Genomic DNA, 25,704 nt, shown 5'->3' on the forward strand with positions numbered 1-25,704 from the left:
ATGGCGGCGATTTCCCCGCGCGGCACTGCGAATAAGCGAGAGAAAAGTTTATACTAAACACGGATAAGATGCGTTTTCGGCGCGCACGGAAACGCCATTGGAGGTGTAATGAAGATAACCGTTTTAGGTTGTGGTGCGTTGGGTAAATTATGGCTCTCCGCGCTGGTGCGGCGCGGGCATCAGGTGCAGGGCTGGCTGCGGGTGCCGCAGTCGGAATGTACAGTGCATCTGATCACGCCACAGGGTCTCACCGACCAGCGCCGTCTGCCGGCCAACGATCATGCCCAGTTGGCACAGAGTGATCTGCTACTGGTCACGCTGAAAGCCTGGCAGATCGCCAACGCGCTGCCCCCCTTGTTGCCCCGCCTCGCGCCCCACTGCACCATTCTGCTGTTGCACAACGGCATGGGGGCGCTGGATGACCTCACGCCTCTGCCCACCCAACCCCTGTTGCAGGGCAGCACCACCCATGCCGCACGCCGTGAAGGACATACCGTCTGGCATGTTGCCGGCGGCATCACCCATATCGGCCCGCTCAACGAGGCAGGCCAGGCATGTAGCGGGCTGGCCGACACGCTGCACCGGGCATTACCCGACGTAGCCTGGCACGATAATATTCAACCGGCGCTGTGGAATAAATTGGCCATCAACTGCGTGATTAATCCGCTGAGCGTACTGTATGGCTGCCATAACGGTGCGCTGGCCCAACGTCAGGAACACATCCATGCCCTGATCGCCGAGATCGCCGAGGTGATGGAGGCGGAAGGCTACCGCACCAGCGCCCAGACGCTCTATAGCTATGTGATGCAGGTCATCAACCAGACCGCCGACAACCTCTCTTCGATGTTGCAGGATGTACAGGCTCAGCGCCATACCGAAATCGACTACATCACCGGCTATCTAATCCGCCGTGGCCGTAGCCACGGTTTGGCACTCGCCGAAAACCGTCAACTTTTTGATCTGATAAAACGAAAGGAACAAACCTATGAGCGTATCGGCCTTGGTGTGTCTGGCGCCTGGCAGTGAAGAGACCGAAGCGGTCACGACCATGGATCTGCTCGTTCGAGCTGGTATCCGCGTCGTCAGCGCCAGCGTCGCACCGGATGGCAACCGGGAAATTGTTTGCTCGCGCGGCGTGCGCCTACTGGCGGACACCACGCTGGTCCAGGTGGCCGATGAGCCGTTCGACGTCATCGTCTTGCCCGGTGGCGTCGCTGGCGCCGAGTGCCTGCGCGATAGCGATCTGGTGATCGAGAAGATCCGCCAGATGCATCTGGAGGGCAAACTCATCGCCGCAATCTGTGCCTCGCCGGCGGTCGTCTTACAACACCACAACCTGTTTCCCATCGCCAACATGACCGGCTATCCGGGAATGAAAGCACAGATCCCGGCAGAAAAATGGATGGATAAGCGCGCCTACTACGACGAACGCGTCCGCCTACTGACCAGCCAAGGGCCGGGCACCAGCATCGACTTTGCCTTGAAAATCATCGATATTCTGCTTGGCAAAGCGCAAGCCGCCCGCGTTGCGGCACAATTGGTCACCGCCGCCGGTATCCACGATTACCACAGCTAACCATGCCGCCGCGCCTGCCGACATGGCAGCGGCGGTGCTGGTGCTCGACGGTTACGGCACCGATACAAGGCGGGAGGCATATAACTTGATGTTGCCACTCAGCCGCTAAGATAGGCTAAGTGGCAACGCAGAGGGAGGGGCGCTTAAGGGCGGTAGACGCGGACGTTGTGGTAGCCCTGCTCTTGCAGGTAGAGCGCCTGCAAACGGCTCATCACCCCGCGCTCACAATACAACACGTAGCGACGGTGTTGGTCCAGATCAGCGAACGCATTGGCTAATTTATAGAATGGCAAGCAGATCACTTCGCTCCCGTCGAGTTGCAACGGCTTACGCTCCTGCTCGTCGGGGGCACGGATATCCAGCACCACATCGCCTTCCGCCAACGATTCGATCGTCTCGACCTCGACGACGTCGGCCTTGCTCTGACGCGCGATATCGCGAATATCCAGGGTCTGCGCCTCGTCAACAACCCGATCCAGAATGGCGAAATCGAAGTGCTCTTCTTCGGCCTCGATCTTCGCCTTCACCGCTTTCACCGTCGGACTCTTCGAGATCACCCCACAGAATTCCGGCATGGTCTTGGCGAAATCTTCGGTGCCGATCTCACGTGCCAGACGAATGATATGCTCCTTATCGTGGGCGATCAGCGGACGCAGCACCAGGGTATCACTCACCCCATCGATCAAGCGCAAGTTGGTCAAGGTCTGGCTAGAGACTTGGCCCAACGCTTCGCCGGTCACCAATGCCTGGATACCGTAACGCTCCGCCACGCGTGAAGCCGCGCGCACCATCATGCGCTTAAGCACCACCCCCATCTGACCGTCGTCAACTTTCTCTAGGATCTCGCCTACCACGGGCGCGAAGTCGATAGCGACGAAGCGAACGCGGTGCGAACTGCCAAAACGGTTCCACAGATAATGCGCTACCTGCTTCACCCCAATCTCATGGGCGGAGCCGCCCAGGTTAAAGAAGCAGTAATGCACGCGACAGCCACGTCGCATCAGCATATAGCTGGAAACCCCGGAATCGAAGCCGCCGGAGATCAATGACAACACATCTTCCTGGGTACCGATGGGGTAACCGCCCTGGCCTTCGAAGCGGCCACGTACCAGCAGTAAACGATCGTCTTCGATCTCCAGGTTAACCGTTACCTCGGGGTGTGTCAGACGCACGCGGGCGCTGGGAATATGCTGATTCAGCCCCCCACCGACGTAACGCTCGACTTCGATTGAAGTGAAGTCATGCTTGCCACGCCGTTTTACGCGGACGCAGAACGTCTTGTCTTCCAACTGCTCGCGGTACATTACCAGCGTCTGTTCGAAGATATCGTGCAGATCGGTGAAGGGGTGATCCTCCACCTCTAAAATGTGATGAATACCCGGGATTCGGGTTAAGGCAGCGCGCACCAGGTCGCGGCGGCTTTCCTCTTTGGCCCGAACTTCGATATGATCCCAATGGCGCGTTACCGCCAGATCTTCAACCAACGGTTTCAACACGTTGCGGATATTCCCAGTCAGGATTTTAATAAAGCGCAGACGTACAGACTGGCTTTTGATAGTGATTTCCGGGAATAATTTAATGATAAACTTCATGGCGGTCGTGGCTAATAGTCGTCGAGATATGCGTTAAAAGGGCTTACACTGCACGGGCGTGTCACGCCGTGCCGAGCACAGGGCGCGCAGTATACCACTAAGTTAGCCAAAACGGTGCGAACATGTACGCGGGCAGGTGCAGAATCTTGCCGTGTCACGGACGTCACCCTCGTTTTGCCAGCAACCAAGTAAAGAGATTATGGCCAAGAAAGCACCTGCCGCACCGGCATTTGAACAGGCACTCAGCGAACTGGAACAGATCGTGGTGCGTCTGGAATCCGGCGATCTGCCGCTGGAAGAGGCGCTCAACGAGTTCGAGCGCGGCGTCCAACTGGCCCGCCAAGGACAGCAGACACTACAGCAGGCGGAACAGCGCGTAAAAATTCTACTGAGCGACGATCAAGATGCGCCGTTGTCACCCTTCAACCCAGAGCAAGAGTGAATCATGGCGTCCTTTGAACAACAGTTGAAAGCCTACCGTCAGCGGGCGGACGCCGCCTTATCTCGGGCGCTGGAGAGCCAAGCGCACCTCGACGGGCCGTTGGTCGATGCCATGCGCTACGGCGCCCTGTTAGGCGGTAAGCGGCTGCGCCCCTATCTGGTGTATGCTACCGGCAGCCTGTTCGGCTGCGCGCTCGACGCACTGGATGCGCCGGCTGCCGCCATTGAGTGCATCCACGCCTATTCGTTGCTACACGACGACCTGCCGGCGATGGACGATGACGATCTACGGCGCGGGCAGCCAACCTGCCACATTAAATTCGGTGAGGCTCACGCCATTCTGGCCGGCGACGCCTTGCAGACCCTCGCCTTTACCATTCTGGCCGACAGTCCGATGCCCGGCGTCGCCGAGCGCGATCGGCTGCGTATGCTGAGCGAACTGGCACACGCCAGCGGAGCCGCCGGCATGTGTGGCGGCCAGGCATTGGATCTTGCCGCCGAGGGACGGCACATCGATCTGGCGGCTCTGGAGCAGATCCACCGCCACAAAACCGGGGCCTTGATCCGCGGAGCGGTACGCCTGGGCGCACTGGCCGGCGGTGACGCGGGCCGCGCGGCGCTCAATACGCTTGACCGTTACGCCGACGCCATCGGCCTGGCGTTCCAGGTGCAAGACGACATCCTGGATGTGGTCGGCGATAGCAGCAAGACCGGTAAACGTCAGGGGGCCGATCAACAACTCGCAAAGAGCACCTACCCGGCCCTACTGGGGCTGGCGCAAGCGCGGCAGAAGGCCGCCGACCTCCAGCAGGAGGCGCTACACGCCCTGGCAGAGCTTGAACAACAGCACAACCTGAATACACAGGCGCTAAAATCCTTAGCCAGTTTTATCATTGAGCGCGATAATTAACGCCATACTAACAACCTTGTCCTCCAAGCCTAAACGGCGAGGTTGTCCCGAATAAGTCGACATGAGCCGCTAATGAGTTTTGATATTGCCAAATACCCTACGCTGGCGCTGGTGCAAGATCCCGACGATCTGCGTCTGCTGCCCAAAGAGAGTTTGCCGAAGCTGTGTGATGAGCTCCGCCAGTACCTGCTGAACAGCGTCAGCCGCTCCAGCGGGCACTTCGCCTCCGGGCTAGGCGCCGTCGAACTGACCGTGGCGCTGCACTACGTCTACCACACCCCGTTCGACTCGCTGATCTGGGATGTCGGCCACCAAGCCTATCCGCATAAAATCTTGACCGGACGGCGTGATCGCATCGCCACCATTCGTCAGAAAGGCGGGTTACACCCCTTCCCGTGGCGGGATGAGAGCGAGTATGACGTGTTGAGTGTCGGTCACTCCTCCACCTCGATCAGCGCCGGTCTGGGCATGGCGGTCGCCGCCGAGCGGGAAGGTCAGGGACGGCGCACCGTCTGTGTCATCGGCGACGGTGCGATGACCGCAGGAATGGCCTTCGAGGCGATGAACCATGCTGGCGACATCAAGGCCGACATGCTGGTGGTGTTGAACGACAACGAGATGTCGATTTCGGAAAACGTCGGAGCCCTGAACAACCACCTGGCGCAACTGCTCTCCGGTAAGCTGTATGCCAGCCTGCGCGAGGGAGGCAAGAAGGTGCTCTCCGGTCTGCCGCCGATCAAAGAGTTGGTCAAGCGTACCGAAGAGCACCTGAAAGGCATGGTCGTGCCGGGAACCCTGTTCGAAGAGCTGGGCTTTAACTACATCGGTCCAGTCGATGGTCACGATGTGCTGGCGCTGGTGGCGACGCTGAAAAACATGCGCGACCTGAAAGGCCCACAGCTGCTGCACATCATGACCAAGAAAGGGAAAGGCTATGCGCCGGCGGAGAAAGATCCCATCAGTTGGCATGCGGTGCCCAAGTTCGATCCGGCCTCCGGTACGCTTCCCAAGAGCAACGCCACCCTGCCAACCTACTCCAAGATCTTTGGCGACTGGCTGTGCGAGACGGCGCGTAACGATGAGAAACTGATGGGGATCACCCCGGCGATGCGTGAAGGTTCCGGCATGGTGCGCTTCTCACGCGAATTTCCGCAACAGTTCTTCGATGTTGCCATCGCCGAACAACACGCCGTCACCTTTGGTGCCGGGCTCGCTATCGGCGGCTATCACCCGGTGGTGGCCATCTATTCCAGCTTCCTACAGCGCGCCTACGACCAGTTGATCCACGATGTCGCCATCCAGCGCTTGCCGGTGTTGTTCGCCATCGATCGCGGCGGTATCGTCGGCGCCGATGGTCAAACTCATCAGGGTGCCTTCGATCTCTCCTTTCTGCGTTGTATCCCTCATCTGCTAATCATGACACCGAGCGATGAGAACGAGTGCCGCCAGATGCTCCAAACCGGCTATGAATACCGCCAGGGCCCCTCGGCAGTGCGTTATCCGCGCGGCAGCGGAACCGGAGCGGCGTTAGCGCCGCTCGCTGCCTTGCCAATCGGCAAAGGGCTGCTACGCCGCCATGGCAAGCGTATCGCCATCCTCAACTTCGGCACCCTACTGCCGGAGGCGCTGGCTGCCGCCGAACGGCTCAATGCCACTGTCGCCGACATGCGCTTCGTCAAACCGCTGGATGACGCATTAGTGTGCCAACTGGCGCAGCAACACGACTACCTGATCACCTTAGAAGAGAACGCGGTGATGGGCGGTGCCGGTAGTGGTGTCAACGAACTGTTGATGCAGCGGCGCCTGTCGTGCCCAGTGTTGAACATCGGTTTGCCGGACAGCTTCGTGCCGCAGGGGAGTCAGGAAGAGATCCGCCACGATCTACAACTGGACGCCGATGGTATCGTCGCACAGTTCGACGCCTGGCTGGCACGTTGACCGTCCCCTGGACGACCTCGAGGCCCCTCGCGCAGAGGGGGCCTCACCCAGAGAGGCTGGCATCGCGCTGGGATGAGTCCCAGTCTGGTTTCCCGATCAGCTAGCGCAACACCGCGATGCCTGTTTTTCCACGTGGACTATGCCCGCTTACGCTCTATTTTCTCATCAGACCCTGGGGGCACACCGCGCGAGACCGCAGGCTCTGCGCGGGATGCCGCGTTTTCGGTTGCCCTGCGCTAGCACTGGCCGCCTGTCGCCCTCAACCAGGTAAGCAACTTCCCCTTAGCAAAACGTAATTACAGACGCATTCCCCAGCAGATAAAACGGGTATTCCCACGAATGTTGCCGCCCTATTTTCTGTAACAATTCCCTGCTATAAGTTTTTTCCATTCTCACACACACCATTTTCATTTGAATTATCTACGCGAGTAGATTCATTAATTTGTCGTGAAAATACTATATCTACGCGAGTAGAACATGACGGATAAACATCAGGTACAACGGTCGACAGATAACGTCAAGGAGTGCTTATGAACACACATGTATCCTCTGTTCCTATGACTGACGAGCAGCAAGCCGCACAGGAAAGGCTGGAAACCCCTGAGGGACGTCGCGAGTTCTGGCGCGCGGCATTTTCCTGTTGGTTAGGCACCACAATGGAATATGCCGATTTTGCCCTGTATGGCCTGGCTGCTGGCATTATCTTTGGCGACGTATTTTTTCCGGAAGCCACACCTGTTATCGCACTACTTTCCAGCTTTGCCGCCTATTCCGTTGGTTTTCTTGCCCGTCCTATTGGTGCGTTGCTGTTTGGCTGGCTCGGTGATCGCCATGGCCGGAAAATAGTTATGGTGACCACGATTGGGTTAATGGGCATATCAACCATGTTGATCGGTTTAATTCCCAGCTACGCTCAGATCGGTGTTTGGGCACCGACATGCCTGGTCATCTTACGATTCCTCCAGGGGTTGGGGGCAGGAGCGGAGCTTTCCGGTGGTACCGTAATGCTCGGTGAATATGCCCCAGTTAAGCGCCGTGGGCTGGTCTCCTCCATTATCGCTCTAGGATCGAATAGCGGAACATTACTGGCTTCATTCGTTTGGCTTATCGTGTTGCAAATGGAGAAAGAAGCCTTATTGAGCTGGGGGTGGCGTATTCCTTTTCTTTGCAGTTTTCTCATCGCCGCCACCGCACTGTTTATTCGCCGCCATCTGCGTGAAACTCCGGTGTTTGAACGACAGAGAGCACACCTACAGGCCGAACGCGACAATGCGTTTCGCCAGAGTATGGAACGACCGCAGCATGACTCCCGCGGTTTCTGGCGGCGTACCAGAGCGTTCTGGACCATGGTCGGATTACGCATCGGTGAAAATGGTCCTTCCTACCTCGCCCAGGGATTCATGATTGGTTATGTCGCCAAGGTATTAATGGTTGATAAATCCATCCCCACCGTTGCTGTATTTATCGCGTCAATTTTGGGATTTGCCATTATTCCTTTGGCGGGGTGGCTTTCTGATCGGTTTGGCAGACGCATCACTTATCGTTGGTTTTGTCTATTACTAATCCTGTACGCATTCCCAGCGTTTATGCTGTTGGATTCCCGTGAGCCATGGATTGTTATCCCGACGATCATTAGCGGCATGGGGCTAGCCTCTCTGGGAATTTTTGGGGTTCAGGCTGCCTGGGGCGTTGAACTGTTTGGGGTGACCAATCGTTATACCAAAATGGCTTTTGCTAAAGAACTGGGGTCCATTATGTCTGGCGGTACGGCTCCCTTGGTGGCCTCGGCCTTACTTTCATTTTATGGTCACTGGTGGCCCATCGCTCTCTACTTTTCACTGATGGCCGCGATTGGTTTGATCACCACGTTCTTCGCCCCGGAGACGCGGGGACGCGACCTCAACTTACCGCAGGATGCGATTTAACCACTGAGAACATGGGAAGCGCATTCGTTATCAACGATTTTCAAATTCTCACACCCTATGCTTATTGGGAAAAGACTATCTTGAAATCAATTAAATAGGTGCTTTGTGACCTACCTACACTCACAACGTGTAACACGCGCGGATGTTGCCAAAGAAGCGGGAACATCTGTCGCTGTTGTTAGTTATGTTATTAATCACGGCCCGCGCCCAGTCGCTGAGGCGACCCGGCAGCGCGTATTGCAGGCGATAAAAAAGACCGGTTACCGTCCCAATGGTATTGCGCGCGCCCTAGCTTCAGGTAGTACGCAAACCTATGGACTCATTGTGCCTGACATCACTAACCCGTTTATCGCTTCAATGGCTCGAGCTCTGCAACGTGAAGCCTTTGCGGATGGCAAAATACTTCTGCTAGGTGACGCGGGCGACAGTAGTGGACGAGAACGTGAGCTGATTAATAATATGTTACACCGTCAAGTCGACGGACTTATCTATACCAGTGTTGACCGACATCCCTATATTGACTTAATTCATGAAAACGCAACGCCCTGTGTCATGTTGGATCACCTAGCGGGCAGGCTAGATGTCAGTGTAATTCAGGTCGATGAAGAACTGGCGGCAAGGCAGGTCACGCAGCACCTTATCGATCACGGCTACCGCGACATTGGCATTATTTGCGGTCCACGTGACATGTTGAATACACAAGATCGCATCCGGGGATGGCAATTAGCGTTGGAAGCCTCATCACTCACTATCAACCCCAGTTGGATCTTTTCGACTGGCTATACCCGCGCTGGCGGCTACGAGGCGACGAAACGCTTATTGCAAGGTCCCCTCCCGCGTGCGTTGTTCGCGAGCAATGAACAGCAGGCACTCGGTTGTTTACGAGCCCTGGCCGAACAAGGGCTCCGAGTACCACAGGACATGGCACTCGTCTGCTTTAACGCTACGCAAGAATCGGCTTACAACGTCCCCTCTCTGACCGCCGTCCGACAGCCTGTCGACCAAATGGCCCGTGCGGCAATCTCGATGTTGAAAAACTGGAATGGCGAGGCTCGGCGCATTGAATTTGCGTTTTTTTTACAAATAGGAGAGTCTTGTGGCTGCCAGCACCATGAAAACCTCCTTGAAACGAGGTAAAAATGGAATGATGCGCGTAATTATCGACTGTGATCCAGGTAACGGCGTTCCCGGCGCCAATATCGATGATGGCCTCGCACTAGCGCTGGCCATTGCCGCACCGCAACTCTCTCTGGAGATGATCACAACCGTGGCCGGTAATACACCGGTCGAGATTGGCTACGCTGTCGCCCAAGATCTCGTGCATCAGTTAGCGCTCCCGATTCCTGTCTATCGTGGTGCTGCGCGTGCGCTCAAAGAGGACCCTCGCCCCTGGAGGGAAAAGCTGGATCATGGTGTGGATCATCATGGTTTACGCCAGCTCTGGGCGGATGTTCCCGCTCCGCCGACATATCAGACTGAGAAATCGCTTGCACCTGAAGCTATAGGCGAACTGATATGCAACCATCCCGGTGAAATAACGTTGGTTGCAACTGGACCACTCACCAACGTGGCCATAGCTCTGCAACACTATCCGCAACTCGTCCATGCCGTGAAAAATATCGTCATCATGGGGGGCGTATTCAATGTGCCGGGTTATCGAAAAGACACGAATTTTAGTCTGGATCCCGAAGCGGCACATGCCGTGCTCACCTGCGGTGCGCCGATGACATTAGTTCCACTGGATGTCACTACCCAAACCCAATTGCTCCACACCGACTTAGATCAGCTGGCGATGACAAACAATGCCCTGAGTCGCTATCTAGTGCAAACTATTCGCCCGTGGCTCACTTACTCCATGCAGACCCGTAATCTGCCCGGCTGCTGGATCCACGATGTGTTGACTATCGCCTGGCTGTTGGATCCCACACTGTCCGCTACGACAGCCAGTTTTCTGGCTGTCTCACTTGAAGGCCCCTCACGCGGTATGACCCGCCATTATGGACACACCAAACCGGATAGCCGCATTCCCGCCCCTAAAGGCGCAATGATAAACATTTTGCAGACTATCGATAACCAACGACTTCTTTCGCTGATTACACACTATATACACCGCTACAACGCCTAACACGACGGCACAGGAGAGATCGTTTTCACACGGTCGGTGAATGGCTATTTTAATAAAAAAATCAATATGTTGTCACGATATCTATCGACAGCGAAGCGGATCTACTTACATGGCAGGTGCGACAATACGCCATATTTTTTCTGAGAAAACTCATCTACCGCGTCCGCTTACGCTCTATTTTCTCATCCGCCCCTGGGGTCACGCGTAATCGATACTTTCCGGCACATGGCCGAGTGACCTCTCTGACGCTGAGCCCAAACATCCCCCGGCTATCGATAGGAACACGAGCCCCCCGCCCGTGGGCATGCCGCGATGGCGAAAGCCTCGCGTAGGCACATCATGGGGTATTGATGAAATGTCAGAAAATCCCTCAGACGCCATGCCCCGTCGCGTCGCCGAAAATGAAGTAGGGGCTCAGAATAGCCCATAGTACCCAGCCAGCCACAATAGGATCGCTGACAGCACCCCGGCGACGATGTCATCCACCATGATCCCCCAACCGCCATGCACGTTGCGATCGAACCAGCGAATCGGCCAGGGTTTCCACATGTCAAGCACGCGGAAGATGATCAAGCCCAGCACGATCCAACGCCACTCTAGGGCCGGTACCGCCAGCAGGGTGATCCACATGCCAACGAACTCATCCCAGACGATACTGCCATGATCGTGAACCCCCATGTCGCGGGCGGTTCGGTGGCACAGATAGGTTCCCAACACGATGCTCAGTAGCAGAAAGATCAGATACAGCGCCAAGGGAAGCTGTGTCAGCAACAGCCAAAAGGGGATCGCCGCAATGGAGCCGATGGTACCGGGCACCAGCGGACTCAATCCGCTCCCGAAGCCGGTCGCCAACAGATGAAAGGGGTTCGCCATGCGCAGGCGCGCCTTCGCCGCCTGGCGTTGTGTCTTCGTCATCTTAGCCAAAGTGATCAAACCCCTGTAGATCCAGTGTAACCTGACGATCCCCGCGCCATAGGCAGATCCCCTCCGACGCGGGGATCACCTGCCCGACACAAGTAAAACGGCAACCCAACTGGCCGAGAGCCATATCCAGGGCACCGCGCGAAATCTCCGGCACGGTAAAGCACAGCTCATAATCCTCACCCCCGGCTAACGACCAGCGCTGACGCGTCTCGGCATCCACTTGGCGCAACAGGGCCTCGGACTGTGGTAGCTTATCCAGGTACAGATTAGCGCCGCAGCCGCTGGCCTTGAGGATATGGCCGAGATCGGCGATCAAACCATCGGAAATATCGATGGCAGCGCTGGCCAGATCACGCAGTGCTTGCCCTTGCAGCAGGCGTGGCTGCGGGCGCAGATGGCGCGCCAACAGATAGCGGCGATCGGCCTCATCGCTGACCGTCAACTGGCGCTGCAACAACGCCAGACCGGCGGCGCTATCGCCCAGCGTCCCGGTGACGTAGACCCAGTCGCCGACGCGCGCGCCACTGCGTTGCAGCGCCCGTCCCGCCGGTACCAGTCCCTGCACGGTATAGGTCATGCTCAACGGGCCGCGGGTGGTATCGCCCCCGATCAGTTGCATGCCATAGTAGTCCAGTTGCTCGAACAGTGCGTCGCTAAAAGCCTGCAACCAAGGCTCATCTACCGCAGGTAAGGTCAGCGCCAACGACGCCCAGGCGGGATCGGCGCCCATCGCCGCCAAATCGCTAATATTTACCGCCAGAGATTTATAACCGAGGTCGGCCGGATCGATGTCCGGCAGGAAGTGCAAGCCGCTGACCAGCGTATCGCTGCTGACGGCCACCCATTGCTTTTCCGAAACGGACAGCAACGCGCAATCGTCGCCGATGCCGCATTGGACATCGTGGCGTAGCGTGCGCTGGCGGTTAAAGTAACGGGCGATCAGATCAAACTCACCGTATGCCATAACGAGATTCCTACGCGCGGCGCGCCCGCGATAGCCGAAAAAAAGGCCGGAAATCCGGCCTATTGCGTAGCTATCAGCCCAACGGGCCGGGCGGGTAAGCCGCGCTGTTTATTTGCGATTCGGGCGCACCTGCGGTGCGATTTTGTCCAGCACGCCATTGACGAACTTGTGGCTATCTTCCGCGCCAAAGGTTTTGGCCAATTCAACGCCTTCGTTGATCGCCACCTTGTAGGGAACGTCCTGACGCTTGCTCAGTTCATAGATAGAGACGCGCAGGATAGCTTTTTCCACCTGCCCCAGCTCATCCAGTTGGCGAGACAGCACCGGAGCCATCAGACCATCCAGATAGTCCGCATTGCTTGCCACACCGGACAGCAGTTCACGGAAGTAGTTTACATCAACGTCTTTCACGTCCTGCTCAGACAGAAACTGGTATTCGATATCGGCGATATCGTTTTTAGAGATCTGCCAGGAGTAGAGTGCCTGGACGGCACACTCACGGGCGCGGCGACGGGCAGCAGGTTTCACGGAATTCCCCTTACTAATAAATCAGGCTTTAATGGCTGTCAGTACATTGATCATTTCGAGTGCGGTCAGCGCGGCTTCCGCCCCTTTGTTCCCCGCTTTAGTCCCTGCACGATCAATGGCTTGTTCGATGGTTTCGGTGGTTAGCACGCCAAAGGCGACCGGCACTTCGCTATTCAGCGCGACGCTGGCCAAGCCCGAGCTGCACTCACCGGCAACAAATTCAAAATGGGCGGTGCCGCCGCGGATCACCGTTCCCAGCGCCACGACGGCGTCATAACGGCCGGTCGCCGTCAGTGCGCGTACGGTCAGCGGCAGTTCATAGGCACCCGGCACCCAGACTACGGTGATATTTTCGTCAGAAACCTGACCAATACGCTTCAGCGCGTCGATCGCCCCTTCCAACAAACTGTCATTGATGAAATGGTTAAAACGCGCGATCGCGATGGCAACACGCGCTTGAGGGGCAGCAACAACGCCTTGAATCGTTTTCATACGGTTTCCTTAACATACGTAAGTTATACCCCGCAGGGGGGCGGATTCTATCATACTCTTTGCGTTTCTGCTCAGCTCCGTTGCCATTTAGGCTACGCGTAGCGTCAGACGCAAATCGTCACCGACGCGCGTCACCTCGCTAAAACTCAACGACGGCGCGTCGCCCAGGCGCTCCAGCCCGGGTAAGTGACACAATCCTCGCGCCGCATCGCCTAATAGCTTCGGCGCCAGATAGACAATTAATTCATCGACCACGCCGGCCTGCAACAACGCACCGGCCAGACGCGGGCCGGCTTCGACCCATACGCTGTTGATCTGCCGCTTACCCAATTGCATCATCAGCAGCACCAAATCCAAGCCGGCGCCATTACGCGGCAGCGCCAACTGGCTTACCGTCGCCGGCCAAACCTGCTCATCGGGCGTCTCGCGTACCAGCAAGGTCTCGCCCGGCTGAGTGATTAACCGATGGTGCGGCGTCACACGGTTATGGCTGTCGACGATCACTCGCAGCGGCTGGCGTAGCCATGCTCGCGGATAATGACGCTGCGTCTCCTCATCCAGCTCATCCCAGCGTACCGTCAGCGACGGATCATCGGCCAGCACCGTGGCGCTACTGCTTAAGATGGCTGAGCTCTGTGCCCGATAGCGCTGTACATCGGCGCGGGCAGCAGCGGCGGTGATCCACTGGCTTTCTCCAGAGGCCATGGCGGTGCGGCCATCGAGTGAAGCAGCCAATTTCAATTGGACATAAGGAAAACCGGTGCGCATGCGCTTCAAGAAACCTTGGTTGACCGCTTCGGCCTCGGCCAACATCAGCCCATGGCGTACGTCGATGCCCGCCTGCTGCAAGCGATACAGTCCGCGCCCCGCCACGTGCGGATTGGGATCCTGCATCGCCGCCACCACCCGGCTGACACCGGCGGCGATCAACGCGTCGGCACAAGGCGGGGTACGGCCATGGTGGCTACACGGCTCCAGGGTTACATAAGCCGTTGCGCCCCGCGCACGTTCGCCGGCCATACGCAGCGCATGCACCTCGGCATGCGGCTCACCGGCACGCAGGTGGAACCCTTCGCCGACGATCTGTCCGTCACGCACCAGCACGCAACCGACGTTGGGATTCGGAGTAGTGGTAAAACGACCGCGGCGCGCCAGCTCGAAAGCGCGCGCCAGGTAAAATTCATCAGGATGGCTAGCCGACATCGTTACGATCTCCTGCGCGCGCGGCGCTACTCCTGCAAACGGGCGATCTCTTCGCCGAATTCGCGTACATCCTCAAAACTGCGGTAGACGGAGGCAAAACGGATATAGGCGACCTTATCGAGCCGCTTCAGCGCATCCATCACCAGGTTGCCGACCATCTTCGTCGGCACTTCGCGCTCGCCAGTCGCGCGCAACTGCGATTTAATCTGACTGATGGCCATTTCGACATCGTCAGAGTTAACCGGACGCTTCTCCAGCGCCTTCAGCATACCGCTACGCAGCTTATCTTCGTTAAAGGGCTCCCGCACACCGTTGCTCTTGACCACGCGAGGCATGACCAACTCGGCCACCTCAAAGGTGGTGAAACGCTCGTTACAAACCAGACACTGACGGCGGCGGCGTACCTGTGAGCCATCGCCCACCAGACGTGAATCGATGACTTTGGTATCGACGGCGGAACAAAACGGACAGTGCATAACTCTTCCTGAACAGCTTCGGGGTCGCCATAGTGTACCCTCAACGCCGCTGACAACAAAGGGAGAGGGCCCTTCGTTTGCAGAGAAAATCACACCAGCGAACGATAAAACACATATTTTGCCCGCGATATCACCAAACTCGCAGACAACGGTGCAAGGAATATCCCACCTCGGCCAAGCGAGGGAAAAGAGCCGACTGTCCCTGCGCGCCATGCGTCATATTCACTCCCATGAATATTCTTTTTATTCACATATAAATAAAAAAGTTCCCCAACCAAAATCGATTAATTATTGAGCAATAATTCACATCTTTGCGGCGGCGCCGAATTTTATAATAGTAAAAAAAGGAGATCGTTTATTTATGGAACGGAATACATTTATAGAAAAATACTTTACGCCGCGTCGGCATACCGACAGCGTAAAATGGGATGGGTTACAGGAGAAGTTCGGCGATGGCGATCTGCTCGCCATGTGGGTCGCCGATATGGACTTTCGCTCCCCTGATGCCGTCATCGATGCCCTCCTTCAGCGGGTACAACACGGCGTATTCGGCTACGGCCAAATACCGGAAGCCTACTTCCACGCGTTTATACAGTGGCAGCAGCAACGGCATGGCTACGCTATCCAGCGTTCATGGCTGCGTTATACGCCCGGCGTCGTCACAGGCCTGTACTGGGTGATTAATGCTTTCACCCGCCCCGGCGATGCCGTGATGGTCAATACGCCAGTGTACTATCCGTTTTTACAGGCCATCCGCGACTGCGGACGTACGCTGATCACCTCTGATCTCATTAATCATCAAGGCTATTACCGCATGGACTTCGCCGATATGGCGGAAAAAATCGCCGCGCATCGAGTCCGGCTATTTATCCTCTGCTCGCCGCATAACCCGGTAGGACGCGTCTGGCAAGAACAAGAACTTGCGCAACTGCTGGCACTGTGCGCTCAACATAATGTGTTAGTCATCTCTGATGAGATCCACCAGGATCTGGTGATCGAGGGTCAGCATCGTCCGAGTGCCACGGTTGAGGCGGGCGCGTTCCGCTCACGCATTCTCACCTTCACCGCCGCCTCCAAGACCTTCAATCTGGCCGGGCTAAAGAACGCATTTCTCATCGTTGAGTCCCCCACGTTGCAGGAAACCTTTGATGATTATGCCGGACGCGTAGTCCATACCACCAACGGCGGCCTACTAGGCTACTATGCTATCGCCGCCGCCTACCGTCACGGCGCTGACTGGCTGCGGCAGGTGCTGGCGCTCATTCGCGATAACTATCACTACATCGATGCCACCCTGCGCCAGGCGCTGCCCCTGATCCAAATTTCACCGTTACAGGGTACCTATCTAATGTGGATCGATCTGCGCGCCTACTGTAGCGACGACACGCTGCCGCAACTGATCCAGCAACAGGGGCGGCTCGCCGTCGACTATGGCTCATGGTTCGGCGACGCAGGACGCGGTTTTATTCGCCTGAATATCGCCACGTCACCGGCGTATATTCGCCAGGCGGTCGACAATATCATCCAGGCATTGAAGCCCGCCTAATACTTTCCGCTACCGCGTGCGCCGCTACCACGCGGTGCGGAGCTCGTATCAAGCATAACAGGAGTCAGAATAGCCGTGTCATTCCTCCTCCCATGACACTGAACCACCGCGCTGAGCCATCCCTGGTATAGCGTCACGGTTCGCCTACGCAAGGGACTGACATTATGAGTACCAAAGAGCTAAAACGGGTATTAGGTCGCGCCGACTTGATGGGGATCGCCGTCGGACAGATTATCGGCGCCGGGATTATGTCATTAACCGGTGTCGCCATCGCCATGACCGGACGCTCGGCCAATTTTGCCTTTCTCATATCCACTCTCTTTGTCATCGCGGCAGCCATTCCACTCGTCTTCGTCAACAGCTGCCTACGCCTGCGCGGCGGCTTCTATACCCAGACCAGCATTTTCATCGGCGCTAAATGGTCTGGACTGTATATCATCCAATACGCCATCGGCTGTATCTCCATCTCGCTGTTTACTATCTCACTGGCACAGTATCTCCACCCTTTTCTGCCTATCGTCAGTGAAAAAAGTCTCGCCATCGGTGTACTGACACTGTTCTTCATCATCAACTATTTTGGCGTAGCCAACGCCGCCCGGGTGCAAAAGCTGATGGTGCTGTGTCTGATTAGCGCGTTACTCCTGTTTACCCTGTTCGGCCTATTTAAAATCCAGCCAGGCTTCTTCAGCGCCCCCGACTTTCTCACCCACGGCATGATCGGCATGCTGCAAACGGCGGCACTGCTGGTCTTCGCCACCGGAGGTGCCGAAGTGATCGTCGATGTCAGCGGCGAGGCCAAGAATCCCAAACGGGACATTCCACTGGTGATCATCATCTCTACACTGGCTGTGGCTCTGCTCTATGCCCTGCTATGCAGCGTGGCCGCCGGTGTCCTCCCGGTCGCAGAGGTCGCCGACAAGTCACTCCTCTTGGTTGCCGAAACGATCATGCCACGCCCCCTGTTCATCTACTTTGTCATCTGCGGCGCCATTTTCGCCCTAGCCACGACCCTGAATGCCAAAATCAGTACCTGCACCAAGCCGATTCTACAGGCCTGTGACGATGGTTGGTTTCCCCGGCGATTGGCCTATCTGCACCCTCGCTATAAAACGCCGGTCTATCTGCTGATGATTTTCTACCTGATTGGACTAATCCCCATCCTGTTTGACTTTAGTATGAGTACCATCGCCAGCAGCGTGGTGCTGCTGGCCTACAGCTTTAAGATCGTTCTCGCCTATAAGGTCCTGGACTTACCCCGATTGTTTCCCCAGCAGTATGCCCAGTCACCCTATCGCGTCTCTCCACTGGCCCTGAAGTGCCTGCTTGCCTTCTCTATGGCGGGCACCGCCTTTCAATGCTATCTGCTGGCAAGCCGCGCCAGCGCCATTCAGCTATGCGGTTTGCTCAGCGTAATCGTCCTTGGTTTTCTGTATGTCAGTTGGCACTACCCCCATATTGCCAACAGCATCGAGGAGAGCCATGAGAGCGAATAAATCACGCAATGATCGGACGCGACGCCATCGGTGCGTCACGGTTTCCTCCCGTCGTCCCTCTGGAGGGTTGCCATGAAATACCCCTTGACCTTCTCCCCCTTGGCGTTAACAGCGCACTGTACGCTAAAAAACCGTCTGTTGAAGAGCGGCCAGTCCACTTGGCTATGGAATCAAGACGGTAGTGCCCAGAATAGCCGCGCCGCCGATCTGTATGAACGCATCGCCCAAGGCGGCGCCGCTGCCATCATTCTCGGAGGGTGCGCCATCGAAGAGACCCCCGGGATCTACCTAGGACTCTGGGACGATAAATTTATTGCTGGCCTCCGCCATCTCGCCCACCGGGTGCAACGCCATGATTGTAAGCTCTTTGCCCAATTTCATCATTCAGGCCCGGCGGCCTGGCCACGCTTAGGCGCGCCGCCGATCTCGTCGTCGACCCTGAACATCGATGAAATCCCGATGAAACCGCCCTTGGCCAATCCCTGCCAGGGAATGACTCGCCAGCAGATCCGCCAGAAGCAACAACAGATCGTCGACGCCTGTGTCCGCGCCGATCGCGCAGGCCTAGACGGCATGGAGATCCATGCCGCCCATGGTTACCTGCTGAATAGTTTTCTCAGCCGGGTATGGAATCGACGCGATGATGAATATGGCTGCCAAAACGTGGAAAACCGCACCCGTATCGTGCGTGAAATTCTGTACGCCGCCCGCCAACGCTGCCGCCCTGAGTTCGTACTGGGCGTACGCATCAACGGACGCGAATACGGTGCCGCAGGTGCCATTACCATTACAGAAGCGATGGAGAATGCCGTCGCGCTGGAACAGGCTGGCGCCCAATTTATCAACGTTGCAGGCTACGGCTATGGCAATGCGCCTTTTCGTTACTGTCCCGATTACTTCCCCTATCCGGAGCCCGATGACTTTATGCTGCCCTACATGGCCAGTTGGCATGACAAAGGGCTGTGGACCGACTCTGCACGCCAGATCCGAAAAGTGGTGAACGTCGCGGTGATCACCGCAGGAAGAATGGACGAAGATCGGGCGGAGCGTATCCTGCGTGACGGCGATGCGGATCTGATTGGCCTCGGCCGCACGCTGTGGGCTGACCCCGACTTTCCACGCAAAGTCCTGCAAGGACACCCCGAAGACATCATGCGCTGTACCCGCTGCGCCAGTTGCGAAGATCCGGTCACCCAGCCGCGCATCTGTCGCGTTAATCCTTCGTTGGGACGCGAGCGCGAACTAGCAATCCTCCCCGCGCCGCACCCCAAACGCATCATGGTGATCGGCGCTGGCCCGGCTGGTATGGAAGCCGCCCGGGTGGCGGCATTACGTGGTCACCGGGTGACGCTGTACGACCGCGCCCCTGTCCTCGGTGGACGGCTCCGCCTGGCGGCGATGATAAAAGGGTGCGATGTGGAAAATGTCCTCCCCATTTATGACTGGCTCACGACCCAATTGGCCAAGTCTACGGTGACGCTACGTCTGCGTACGGAAGTCACGCCGGAACGGGTACAGCGCGAGCAGCCCGATGCCATCGTGCTGGCTAGCAGTGGCGAGTATCCGCTGCCTGCAATTTCCGGTATTGACCTGCCCCATGTGTTGAGCATCAAACAGCTTGCCAAGCGGGCCATGCTCCCCTTACGCCTGCTCGGCCCCCAGCTATTGGAACGCCTAACCCACTTCTACTTACCGGTAGGGAAGCGGGTGGTGGTGCTCGGCGGGCAGATAGAGGGATTACAAGGCGCCGTATTCCTACGTAAACGCGGACGTTCGGTCACCGTGGTAGAGTCCGGCGCACAGGTGGGCAACGGGATCCCGGAACGCTATCTACAGCGTTTACTGCCGTGGCTACAACGTAACGCGGTCACGCTACTCACAGAAACGCGCGTCTTGTCAATCCAGCGCCATCAGGTCATCGTATGTGACCAGTTGGGACAACGCCACACCCTCCCCTGTGATACGGTCATGGTGCTAATGCCTCAAGTACCGGCTCGGGATCTGGCGGAGGCCCTCTCTCCCCATGTCGCGGAACTGCATCAGATTGGCTCGGCGTTAGGCGCGGAAAACGGGTTACTGAAGCATGCTTTACTTGATGGACGGCGTATCGGTTGCACCTTGTGAGCACTAGGTGCCCAGGTACAACGGGCCGTGCTGCCATACTTACAGCCGCACACCGACCTCGCGTCCCTGAGCGAGAGCATCAACGATTAGGCTGTGCCGAGCGCCGTTCACTGAACCGATCGTATGCACTTCCATCCCGCGGTTGCGCAGGGCATCGGCCAGTTCGGTTGCCGGGCTCTGCCGGGTCAGCACCAGTACCGAGTGACAGGGCTCGCAGCGGGCTATGCCCGCCTCCGTGACAATATGTACGCCTTGTCGGTCGATACGCTGCCAGCGGACACCAGTGCACAAGCTGACCCGTGGGTGCTGCCGCAGCCAAGCCAGCGCACGCTCCCGATAACGGGGCGGAATGCCCTCCCCCAGTTGCGCCGAGGGCTCCAATACGGTGACGCGCTTGCCGCGCTTAGCCAGAAAGATCGCCCCCTGAATGCCCTCGATCTGCCCGCCAAGAATCACGATGCGCCTTCCCAATGGCAAGGCGATCCGAGTCAGCCGATTGAGCAAGTCTGGGCCAAACACGCGCAGCGACCAGGCGGCTAGACGCGACAGTGATTTAATGCCCTTAACATTCCAGCGCTGGATCCCGGGAATAGCTGGCAACGCATAGTTACCGCCAGTGGCTACCACGACGACATCGGGCTGCACGGCCAGCACATCCTCAATCCCCATCGGACGGTTCAAACGGATATCAATACCGGTCCCATTGGCGACCTGATACGTCAGATACTCTAATAATGGGTGGACATCTTCGACCTCGCGCCCCTTGATCATCGACGCTAACCATAACCGCCCGCCAAGGCGCGACGCCGCGTCACACAACGTCACCTGATGGCCGCGTAACGCCGCCACGCGGGCGGCTTCCATACCAGCCGGGCCAGCGCCGATCACCAGAATATGCCGAGGCAACACCGCCGGCTGAATAGCCAGCTCACGTTCCCGCCCCAGCGCTGGATTCACTCGACAGCGCCGCGCGGCCCGCGGCGGATCCTCACAGGTCGCGCAGCGGTTACAACGCACAATATCTCGCTCCCGTCCTGCGCGCAGCTTATTAGGAAACGCCGGATCGGCCCATAGCATGCGGCCATAGGCGATGATATCCGCCTTCCCTGCCCGTAGCAGTCGCTCCCCGCGCTGTTCATCCATGCATCCTACCGCCACCACCGGAATCGCGACATGCGGCTTGATCGCCGCCGCCGCGAAGGCATAGAGTCCGTCCTGAGCATAACGCGTCATATAGGGGCGCATCGCCGCTTCCGGCTCCGGGTAGGGGAAATAGTCCGGTACATAGGTCATCGGCAACGGGCCAAACCCATAGCCACTCACACTGATATAACAGGCGCCCGCTCGCTCTAAGGTTTGCGCTATCTGGATCGATTCTTCCAGCGTCATCGCCCCCTGTGCCATAAACTCCTCACCGTTGATGCGTACGCCGACCGGAAACGCCTCGCCTAACCGCGCCTTGATGCCCCGGATTATCTCCACCATCAAACGCGTACGGTTCTCAATGCTTTGGCTACCATACTCATCGTCGCGCCGGTTCCATACCCGACTCAAAAAGCTCTGCAAAAAGTAGCCGTGGGCGCCATGTACCTCGACCCCATCAAACCCCGCTTGATAGGCGCGCACCGCCGCCGCGATATAACGCTCACGATGCATGGCGATCTCATCGCGGGTCACGCCGCGGGTGGCGTGCAGATAGGGGGCGGGCGATGGTAGCTCGGCCTGCTCCAGCGTGGCGGCAGCAAAGGGGCGGCCCCCGTGTTCATCACTGGGCGCGGAGGGGCCAGTGTGATGGAACTGGCAGAATACGACGCAGTCGTGGCGATGCAGCGCCGTCACCAACCGTCGCATTCCGGCGATATACCGATCGTCGAATAGCGCACCATAGATCCCGCCGGGATGGGCCGGATACCACAAGATCCCGGCGATCACGATCATCCCCGCGCCGCCCTGCGCAATGCTTTCATAGAAATCCACCACCCGATCGCTCATCGCATACTCTGCCCCCCAATACATCGTGGACTGCGGTGACTTCATGATGCGGTTTTTCAGCGACAGTGTGGGCGTTAACGCCAGCGGTGAGAACAGATGTGTGTATTTGACCATGAAACTCCCCTTACGCTAAACAGCGGGCGATATGAGTGCCGCCCGGCTGGAGGACGGCGGGCGATAGGACAAATGCAAGATGTACGCCACGCCAACGCCGCGGCGCCCCCCTGCACGCTCACCCCACTGCCTCGCGCTGTCAACGCTCAAAGCGTCGCGTTTTGACCTCGCCCCGCGCGACAAATCTGGACGTTTGTAGACATACAGACTAAAAACGCGCGCTCCTCTGCGAGACGCCCTCACCGCTGGGTGCGGCGCTGCACATCGCCGTCCGACTGGTACAAACCTTGCTTACCGTGTAAGACGGGGTTCACAGCGGTGCACACGTGCCGCCGGGATGCCGTGCTTACCGCACTGGAGGTGTGCTATGTCGCGTTTTGCAGAGAAAGTCGCCATTGTCTCCGGCGGCGCACAGGGCATTGGCAAAGCCATTGTCTGCGGGCTATTGCAGGAAGGTGTGCAGGCGGTGGTGATCGCCGATTGGCAGCCCGAGGCGCTAGCCGCCGTTCAGGCTGAGCTGGGGGAGCGCGTGTTTACCGTTCCCACTGATGTCAGTTGTCAGCAGGATGTCGCACAGCTGGTCGCGCAAACGCTGGAGCGTTACGGCCATATCGATCTGCTGTTCAACAACGCCGGGATCTGCCGTTACAACCTGTTTTTAGAGGAGAACGAACAAAACTGGGAAACCACCTTCAACGTTAACGTCAAGGGCATGTTTCTGCTGGGGCAGGCGGTCGCTCGTGCCATGGTAGAGCGCGGCACTCGCGGGGCTATCGTCAATACGGCCTCGATCGCCTGTGAATTGGTCTCTGCCACCACCGCCGCCTACGCCGCATCCAAAGGCGCGGTAATGCAGTTAACGCGAGTCATGGCGCTAGAGTTGGCTCAGCATGGCATTCGTGTTAATGCCTTTGGCCCAGGCTCCACACGAACCGACATGACGGCGCAAAGCCGCGCTAACCCAAAACGTAAGGCGATGTTTATGTCCAAGCTGGTGGATCAACGCTACGGCGAACCCGATGAAATCGCCGCTGTCGCGCTGTTCCTGGCCAGCGACGAAGCCAGCTTTATCAACGGTGCACTCTATTACGTCGATGGCGGATACCGTGTCCAGTAAGCCCCCATTACGTTAAAGGAGAATCATGCCATGACACGTTTTAACGACAAGATAGTGCTGGTCACTGGCGGTGCGAGCGGGTTGGGCGAGAATCTGGTACGCCGCCTCGCCCAGGAGGGGGCTCGCATCGCGCTGGCCGATAACGATCCCCTCGCTGCCCAGGCCGTGTGCGATACCCTGCCCGAGCTCGCCTTTCCCTTCCATTGCGATGTCAGCGATCACGCGTCTGTGAACCAGATGGTCAGCGCCGTCATCAACCAATTTGGCCGTATCGATATTCTGTTTAACCATGCCGGCATCGGCCTATTCACTCCGTTTCTGGAGATCAGCGAAACGGCCTGGCGCAAAGTGATCGACGTCAATCTGACCGGTTGTTTCCTGGTCGGCCAGGCGGTAGCGCGCGAAATGGTTCGCTTAGGGATCCGCGGAACCATCGTCAACACGGCGTCGATAGGCGCGCTACGCGCCACGCCCTACTCCGCCGCCTATGGCCCCAGCAAAGCCGGCGTGGTGCAACTGACTCGCCTGATGTCACTGGAGCTCGCCCCCCATGGTATTCGGGTCAACGCCGTATGCCCTGGCTCCGCCATCACGCCACTGACGGAGGCGACGCGCAACAACCCCGAAAAATACCAACGCATGCTGAGCAAATACAGTATGGGGCGCTTCGCCTATCCGGACGAAATCACGAGTGTGATGCTATTTCTCGCCTCGGAGCAAGCCTCCTACGTCCACGGCGATAGCTACATCGTTGACAGCGGTTATACCACCCACTAATCGCCCGACGACGGAGAACGGATCATGATTACACGTATGGGGATCGTTACGCGGCGGCAGGATCTCAACCAAGAGCGATTTCTTCATCACTGGCGTGAGGTGCATGCCCCGATCGTCTGCGCCATGACGGGGCTCCGCCGCTACCAGCAAAACCGCGTCATCGACTGCCGTCAACACGGTATTCACTTCGCCCAAGACGAGCATGACACGCTGAAAGTCGACGGTTTTTCCGAGCTGTGGTTTGACGATCTGCATGCCATGCAGCGCGGGATTGCCTCTCAAGCGGCCGCCGCCCAAGCCGATCTCTCGCTGTTCGCTCAGACGTGTCCGGTGGTGATCTTGCTTAAGCGCGCAGTCGTTACCTTGCCGACTCCGCCCTCAGCCAACTGGATTAAACGCATTACCTTCCTACGGCGCCGAGCGGAGATAAGCGCGGAAACATTCCAAAACGCGTGGTTTGGCCCCCACGCCGAGATGGTCAAACAGATGCCCGGCGTCATCGGCTATAACCAGAACATGATTGTGGATCGCTGGATAAATGGCGTATCCGTGCCGTATGAAGACTACCCCTATGATGGGATTGTCGAATTTTGGTTTGCCGACCTGGCTAGTCTGGAAGCCAGCTTTGCCTCACCCGCCTATGCACAAACCGCCGCCCATGGACAGACCTTCATCGCCACCATGACCACCTTTCTCGTCGAAACCACGTCTATCTTAGACCGCGCGCCATTGGAGAGCACACCATGATCACCTGCTGGGAATTACTTACGCGCAGCCAGATGTCACAAACCGATACGCTTTCCCTTACCCACCACGATCCGCGCATCGCCGCACAGAGCTTCCCTCTACTGCGTCGTCTAGTACGGCACCGCGTGATCGACGCAGAACAGCGTGGCGTCGACTTCCCTCGCTGCCCTGTCGATGCCGATCTGTTGCTGGAAATAGAGTGCGATGATCTGTTTCAGTTGATGCAGGCTGACGACACAGCGCCGCTGCAAACACTGAGGCGCATGAATGCGCTGGAGGCGACCCAGCCCCCATCCATCCGCTTGATCACCCTGAAAAATAGCATTATCCCCATACCAGACAATGTTCCCTCACTGCTTAAACGCGTCTCGTTTATTCAGCGTCGTCCGGAGATCACGCCCCAACAGTTCCGCCATGAATGGTGGAATATCCACGGTGATTATGTGCGTGATTTTAAAGGCGTTCGCGGCTATCAGCAAAGTCTGATCCTAGGACGCAGCCTCGCCGGGCGCAACTGTAGCTACGATGAGGTTGCCATCGATGGCATTGTCGAACTCTATTTCGACGATCTGTCTGCCCTAGAGGCCGATTTTGCTTCAGAGGCCGGACAACGGGCGCAACACCATGGACACCGCTTTCTACGGGCCGTCTCGACCTATCTGGTAGAACAAGATCGGCTCATTCCCTAACCGGATCCGCC

At 57.6% G+C, this 25,704-nt stretch carries 23 protein-coding genes; 15 read left to right on the forward strand and 8 right to left on the reverse strand.

Features of this window, described 5'->3' with window-relative positions; all coding sequences use genetic code 11:
* The first annotated feature begins 108 nt into the window (after window positions 1–108).
* Together panE and yajL are read left to right on the forward strand one after the other, a co-directional pair.
* The gene (panE, locus tag EHO01S_RS05690; RefSeq protein WP_024523048.1) at window positions 109–1,026 is read left to right on the forward strand and encodes a 2-dehydropantoate 2-reductase; all 918 of its coding nucleotides are present in this window, start codon (window positions 109–111) and stop codon (window positions 1,024–1,026) included.
* Complete coding sequence (yajL, locus tag EHO01S_RS05695; protein ID WP_024523049.1) at window positions 986–1,576, forward strand: protein deglycase YajL; 591 nt, start codon at window positions 986–988, stop codon at window positions 1,574–1,576. The genes panE and yajL overlap by 41 nt, the downstream gene beginning before the upstream one ends.
* 143 nt (window positions 1,577–1,719) lie before the next feature.
* Here the strand turns inward: yajL and thiI are convergent, their stop codons facing one another.
* Window positions 1,720–3,168 carry a tRNA uracil 4-sulfurtransferase ThiI gene (gene thiI / locus EHO01S_RS05700; protein WP_024523050.1) on the reverse strand — a complete coding sequence of 483 codons (1,449 nt, stop codon included), beginning with the start codon at window positions 3,166–3,168 and terminating at the stop codon, window positions 1,720–1,722.
* Between the two features lie 199 nt (window positions 3,169–3,367).
* On the opposite strand from thiI, the gene xseB reads away from it, so the two are divergent.
* The 6 genes from xseB to EHO01S_RS05730 all read left to right on the forward strand — a co-directional run bounded on the left by xseB (window position 3,368) and on the right by EHO01S_RS05730 (window position 10,507).
* Complete coding sequence (gene xseB, locus EHO01S_RS05705; protein WP_024523051.1) at window positions 3,368–3,610, forward strand: exodeoxyribonuclease VII small subunit; 243 nt, start codon at window positions 3,368–3,370, stop codon at window positions 3,608–3,610.
* A gap of 3 nt (window positions 3,611–3,613) precedes the next feature.
* Window positions 3,614–4,519 (forward strand): (2E,6E)-farnesyl diphosphate synthase, encoded by a 906-nt coding sequence (gene ispA, locus EHO01S_RS05710; protein ID WP_024523052.1) that lies wholly within the window; start codon window positions 3,614–3,616, stop codon window positions 4,517–4,519.
* A gap of 72 nt (window positions 4,520–4,591) precedes the next feature.
* Window positions 4,592–6,457 (forward strand): 1-deoxy-D-xylulose-5-phosphate synthase, encoded by a 1,866-nt coding sequence (gene dxs, locus EHO01S_RS05715; protein ID WP_024523053.1) that lies wholly within the window; start codon window positions 4,592–4,594, stop codon window positions 6,455–6,457.
* Between the two features lie 530 nt (window positions 6,458–6,987).
* A complete protein-coding gene (locus tag EHO01S_RS05720) occupies window positions 6,988–8,382 on the forward strand; it encodes an MFS transporter (protein ID WP_024523054.1) in 1,395 nt (464 codons plus the stop codon).
* A 105-nt stretch (window positions 8,383–8,487) separates the two neighbouring features.
* Window positions 8,488–9,519 (forward strand): LacI family DNA-binding transcriptional regulator, encoded by a 1,032-nt coding sequence (locus tag EHO01S_RS05725; protein WP_024523055.1) that lies wholly within the window; start codon window positions 8,488–8,490, stop codon window positions 9,517–9,519.
* 10 nt (window positions 9,520–9,529) lie between these two features.
* Window positions 9,530–10,507, forward strand: coding sequence for a nucleoside hydrolase (locus EHO01S_RS05730; RefSeq protein WP_051355198.1), 978 nt, complete (start codon window positions 9,530–9,532; stop codon window positions 10,505–10,507).
* 414 nt (window positions 10,508–10,921) lie between these two features.
* Here EHO01S_RS05730 and pgpA read toward each other — a convergent pair whose 3' ends face one another.
* The 6 genes from pgpA to nrdR all read right to left on the reverse strand — a co-directional run bounded on the left by pgpA (window position 10,922) and on the right by nrdR (window position 15,094).
* Window positions 10,922–11,422: a phosphatidylglycerophosphatase A gene (gene pgpA / locus EHO01S_RS05735; protein ID WP_024523057.1), complete on the reverse strand. Its 501-nt coding sequence runs from the start codon at window positions 11,420–11,422 to the stop codon at window positions 10,922–10,924.
* Window position 11,423: 1 nt separating this feature from the next.
* Window positions 11,424–12,395, reverse strand: a complete 972-nt coding sequence (gene thiL / locus EHO01S_RS05740; protein ID WP_024523058.1) for a thiamine-phosphate kinase — start codon at window positions 12,393–12,395, stop codon at window positions 11,424–11,426.
* 108 nt (window positions 12,396–12,503) lie between these two features.
* The gene (nusB, locus tag EHO01S_RS05745; protein ID WP_024523059.1) at window positions 12,504–12,923 is read right to left on the reverse strand and encodes a transcription antitermination factor NusB; all 420 of its coding nucleotides are present in this window, start codon (window positions 12,921–12,923) and stop codon (window positions 12,504–12,506) included.
* A gap of 21 nt (window positions 12,924–12,944) precedes the next feature.
* Window positions 12,945–13,415 (reverse strand): 6,7-dimethyl-8-ribityllumazine synthase, encoded by a 471-nt coding sequence (ribH, locus tag EHO01S_RS05750; RefSeq protein WP_024523060.1) that lies wholly within the window; start codon window positions 13,413–13,415, stop codon window positions 12,945–12,947.
* An 87-nt stretch (window positions 13,416–13,502) separates the two neighbouring features.
* Window positions 13,503–14,618, reverse strand: a complete 1,116-nt coding sequence (gene ribD / locus EHO01S_RS05755) for a bifunctional diaminohydroxyphosphoribosylaminopyrimidine deaminase/5-amino-6-(5-phosphoribosylamino)uracil reductase RibD (RefSeq protein WP_024523061.1) — start codon at window positions 14,616–14,618, stop codon at window positions 13,503–13,505.
* A gap of 26 nt (window positions 14,619–14,644) precedes the next feature.
* The gene (gene nrdR / locus EHO01S_RS05760; protein WP_024523062.1) at window positions 14,645–15,094 is read right to left on the reverse strand and encodes a transcriptional regulator NrdR; all 450 of its coding nucleotides are present in this window, start codon (window positions 15,092–15,094) and stop codon (window positions 14,645–14,647) included.
* 361 nt (window positions 15,095–15,455) lie between these two features.
* On the opposite strand from nrdR, the gene EHO01S_RS05765 reads away from it, so the two are divergent.
* The 3 genes from EHO01S_RS05765 to EHO01S_RS05775 all read left to right on the forward strand — a co-directional run bounded on the left by EHO01S_RS05765 (window position 15,456) and on the right by EHO01S_RS05775 (window position 20,257).
* Complete coding sequence (locus EHO01S_RS05765; RefSeq protein WP_024523063.1) at window positions 15,456–16,640, forward strand: MalY/PatB family protein; 1,185 nt, start codon at window positions 15,456–15,458, stop codon at window positions 16,638–16,640.
* Between the two features lie 164 nt (window positions 16,641–16,804).
* On the forward strand, window positions 16,805–18,133 hold the full coding sequence (locus tag EHO01S_RS05770) for an APC family permease (RefSeq protein WP_024523064.1): 1,329 nt from the start codon (window positions 16,805–16,807) through the stop codon (window positions 18,131–18,133).
* A 72-nt stretch (window positions 18,134–18,205) separates the two neighbouring features.
* Window positions 18,206–20,257, forward strand: coding sequence for an oxidoreductase (locus EHO01S_RS05775; RefSeq protein WP_024523065.1), 2,052 nt, complete (start codon window positions 18,206–18,208; stop codon window positions 20,255–20,257).
* Window positions 20,258–20,296: 39 nt separating this feature from the next.
* Here EHO01S_RS05775 and EHO01S_RS05780 read toward each other — a convergent pair whose 3' ends face one another.
* Window positions 20,297–22,363 (reverse strand): oxidoreductase, encoded by a 2,067-nt coding sequence (locus EHO01S_RS05780; protein ID WP_024523066.1) that lies wholly within the window; start codon window positions 22,361–22,363, stop codon window positions 20,297–20,299.
* Window positions 22,364–22,730: 367 nt separating this feature from the next.
* On the opposite strand from EHO01S_RS05780, the gene EHO01S_RS05785 reads away from it, so the two are divergent.
* From EHO01S_RS05785 to EHO01S_RS05800, 4 genes are read left to right on the forward strand one after another with little or no spacing between them, the layout of a single operon-like run.
* Window positions 22,731–23,480: an SDR family NAD(P)-dependent oxidoreductase gene (locus tag EHO01S_RS05785; RefSeq protein WP_024523067.1), complete on the forward strand. Its 750-nt coding sequence runs from the start codon at window positions 22,731–22,733 to the stop codon at window positions 23,478–23,480.
* 30 nt (window positions 23,481–23,510) lie between these two features.
* Window positions 23,511–24,257 carry an SDR family NAD(P)-dependent oxidoreductase gene (locus tag EHO01S_RS05790; protein WP_024523068.1) on the forward strand — a complete coding sequence of 249 codons (747 nt, stop codon included), beginning with the start codon at window positions 23,511–23,513 and terminating at the stop codon, window positions 24,255–24,257.
* 24 nt (window positions 24,258–24,281) lie between these two features.
* Window positions 24,282–25,004: an EthD domain-containing protein gene (locus EHO01S_RS05795; RefSeq protein ID WP_024523069.1), complete on the forward strand. Its 723-nt coding sequence runs from the start codon at window positions 24,282–24,284 to the stop codon at window positions 25,002–25,004.
* Window positions 25,001–25,693 carry an EthD domain-containing protein gene (locus tag EHO01S_RS05800; protein WP_024523070.1) on the forward strand — a complete coding sequence of 231 codons (693 nt, stop codon included), beginning with the start codon at window positions 25,001–25,003 and terminating at the stop codon, window positions 25,691–25,693. Before EHO01S_RS05795 ends, EHO01S_RS05800 begins: the two co-directional genes overlap by 4 nt.
* Window positions 25,694–25,704: the final 11 nt, after the last annotated feature.

The organism is Edwardsiella hoshinae NBRC 105699 = ATCC 33379, from assembly GCF_000474215.1.
Lineage (GTDB): Bacteria > Pseudomonadota > Gammaproteobacteria > Enterobacterales > Enterobacteriaceae > Edwardsiella > Edwardsiella hoshinae.

Coding starts and splice junctions, on each gene's coding strand:
- panE (WP_024523048.1), top strand. CDS start 109: ATGAAGATAACCGTTTTAGGTTGTGGTGCGTTGGGTAAATTATGGCTC.
- yajL (WP_024523049.1), top strand. CDS start 986: ATGAGCGTATCGGCCTTGGTGTGTCTGGCGCCTGGCAGTGAAGAGACC.
- thiI (WP_024523050.1), bottom strand. CDS start 3,168: ATGAAGTTTATCATTAAATTATTCCCGGAAATCACTATCAAAAGCCAG.
- xseB (WP_024523051.1), top strand. CDS start 3,368: ATGGCCAAGAAAGCACCTGCCGCACCGGCATTTGAACAGGCACTCAGC.
- ispA (WP_024523052.1), top strand. CDS start 3,614: ATGGCGTCCTTTGAACAACAGTTGAAAGCCTACCGTCAGCGGGCGGAC.
- dxs (WP_024523053.1), top strand. CDS start 4,592: ATGAGTTTTGATATTGCCAAATACCCTACGCTGGCGCTGGTGCAAGAT.
- EHO01S_RS05720 (WP_024523054.1), top strand. CDS start 6,988: ATGAACACACATGTATCCTCTGTTCCTATGACTGACGAGCAGCAAGCC.
- EHO01S_RS05730 (WP_051355198.1), top strand. CDS start 9,530: ATGCGCGTAATTATCGACTGTGATCCAGGTAACGGCGTTCCCGGCGCC.
- pgpA (WP_024523057.1), bottom strand. CDS start 11,422: ATGACGAAGACACAACGCCAGGCGGCGAAGGCGCGCCTGCGCATGGCG.
- thiL (WP_024523058.1), bottom strand. CDS start 12,395: ATGGCATACGGTGAGTTTGATCTGATCGCCCGTTACTTTAACCGCCAG.
- ribH (WP_024523060.1), bottom strand. CDS start 13,415: ATGAAAACGATTCAAGGCGTTGTTGCTGCCCCTCAAGCGCGTGTTGCC.
- ribD (WP_024523061.1), bottom strand. CDS start 14,618: ATGTCGGCTAGCCATCCTGATGAATTTTACCTGGCGCGCGCTTTCGAG.
- nrdR (WP_024523062.1), bottom strand. CDS start 15,094: ATGCACTGTCCGTTTTGTTCCGCCGTCGATACCAAAGTCATCGATTCA.
- EHO01S_RS05765 (WP_024523063.1), top strand. CDS start 15,456: ATGGAACGGAATACATTTATAGAAAAATACTTTACGCCGCGTCGGCAT.
- EHO01S_RS05770 (WP_024523064.1), top strand. CDS start 16,805: ATGAGTACCAAAGAGCTAAAACGGGTATTAGGTCGCGCCGACTTGATG.
- EHO01S_RS05775 (WP_024523065.1), top strand. CDS start 18,206: ATGAAATACCCCTTGACCTTCTCCCCCTTGGCGTTAACAGCGCACTGT.
- EHO01S_RS05780 (WP_024523066.1), bottom strand. CDS start 22,363: ATGGTCAAATACACACATCTGTTCTCACCGCTGGCGTTAACGCCCACA.
- EHO01S_RS05785 (WP_024523067.1), top strand. CDS start 22,731: ATGTCGCGTTTTGCAGAGAAAGTCGCCATTGTCTCCGGCGGCGCACAG.
- EHO01S_RS05790 (WP_024523068.1), top strand. CDS start 23,511: ATGACACGTTTTAACGACAAGATAGTGCTGGTCACTGGCGGTGCGAGC.
- EHO01S_RS05795 (WP_024523069.1), top strand. CDS start 24,282: ATGATTACACGTATGGGGATCGTTACGCGGCGGCAGGATCTCAACCAA.
- EHO01S_RS05800 (WP_024523070.1), top strand. CDS start 25,001: ATGATCACCTGCTGGGAATTACTTACGCGCAGCCAGATGTCACAAACC.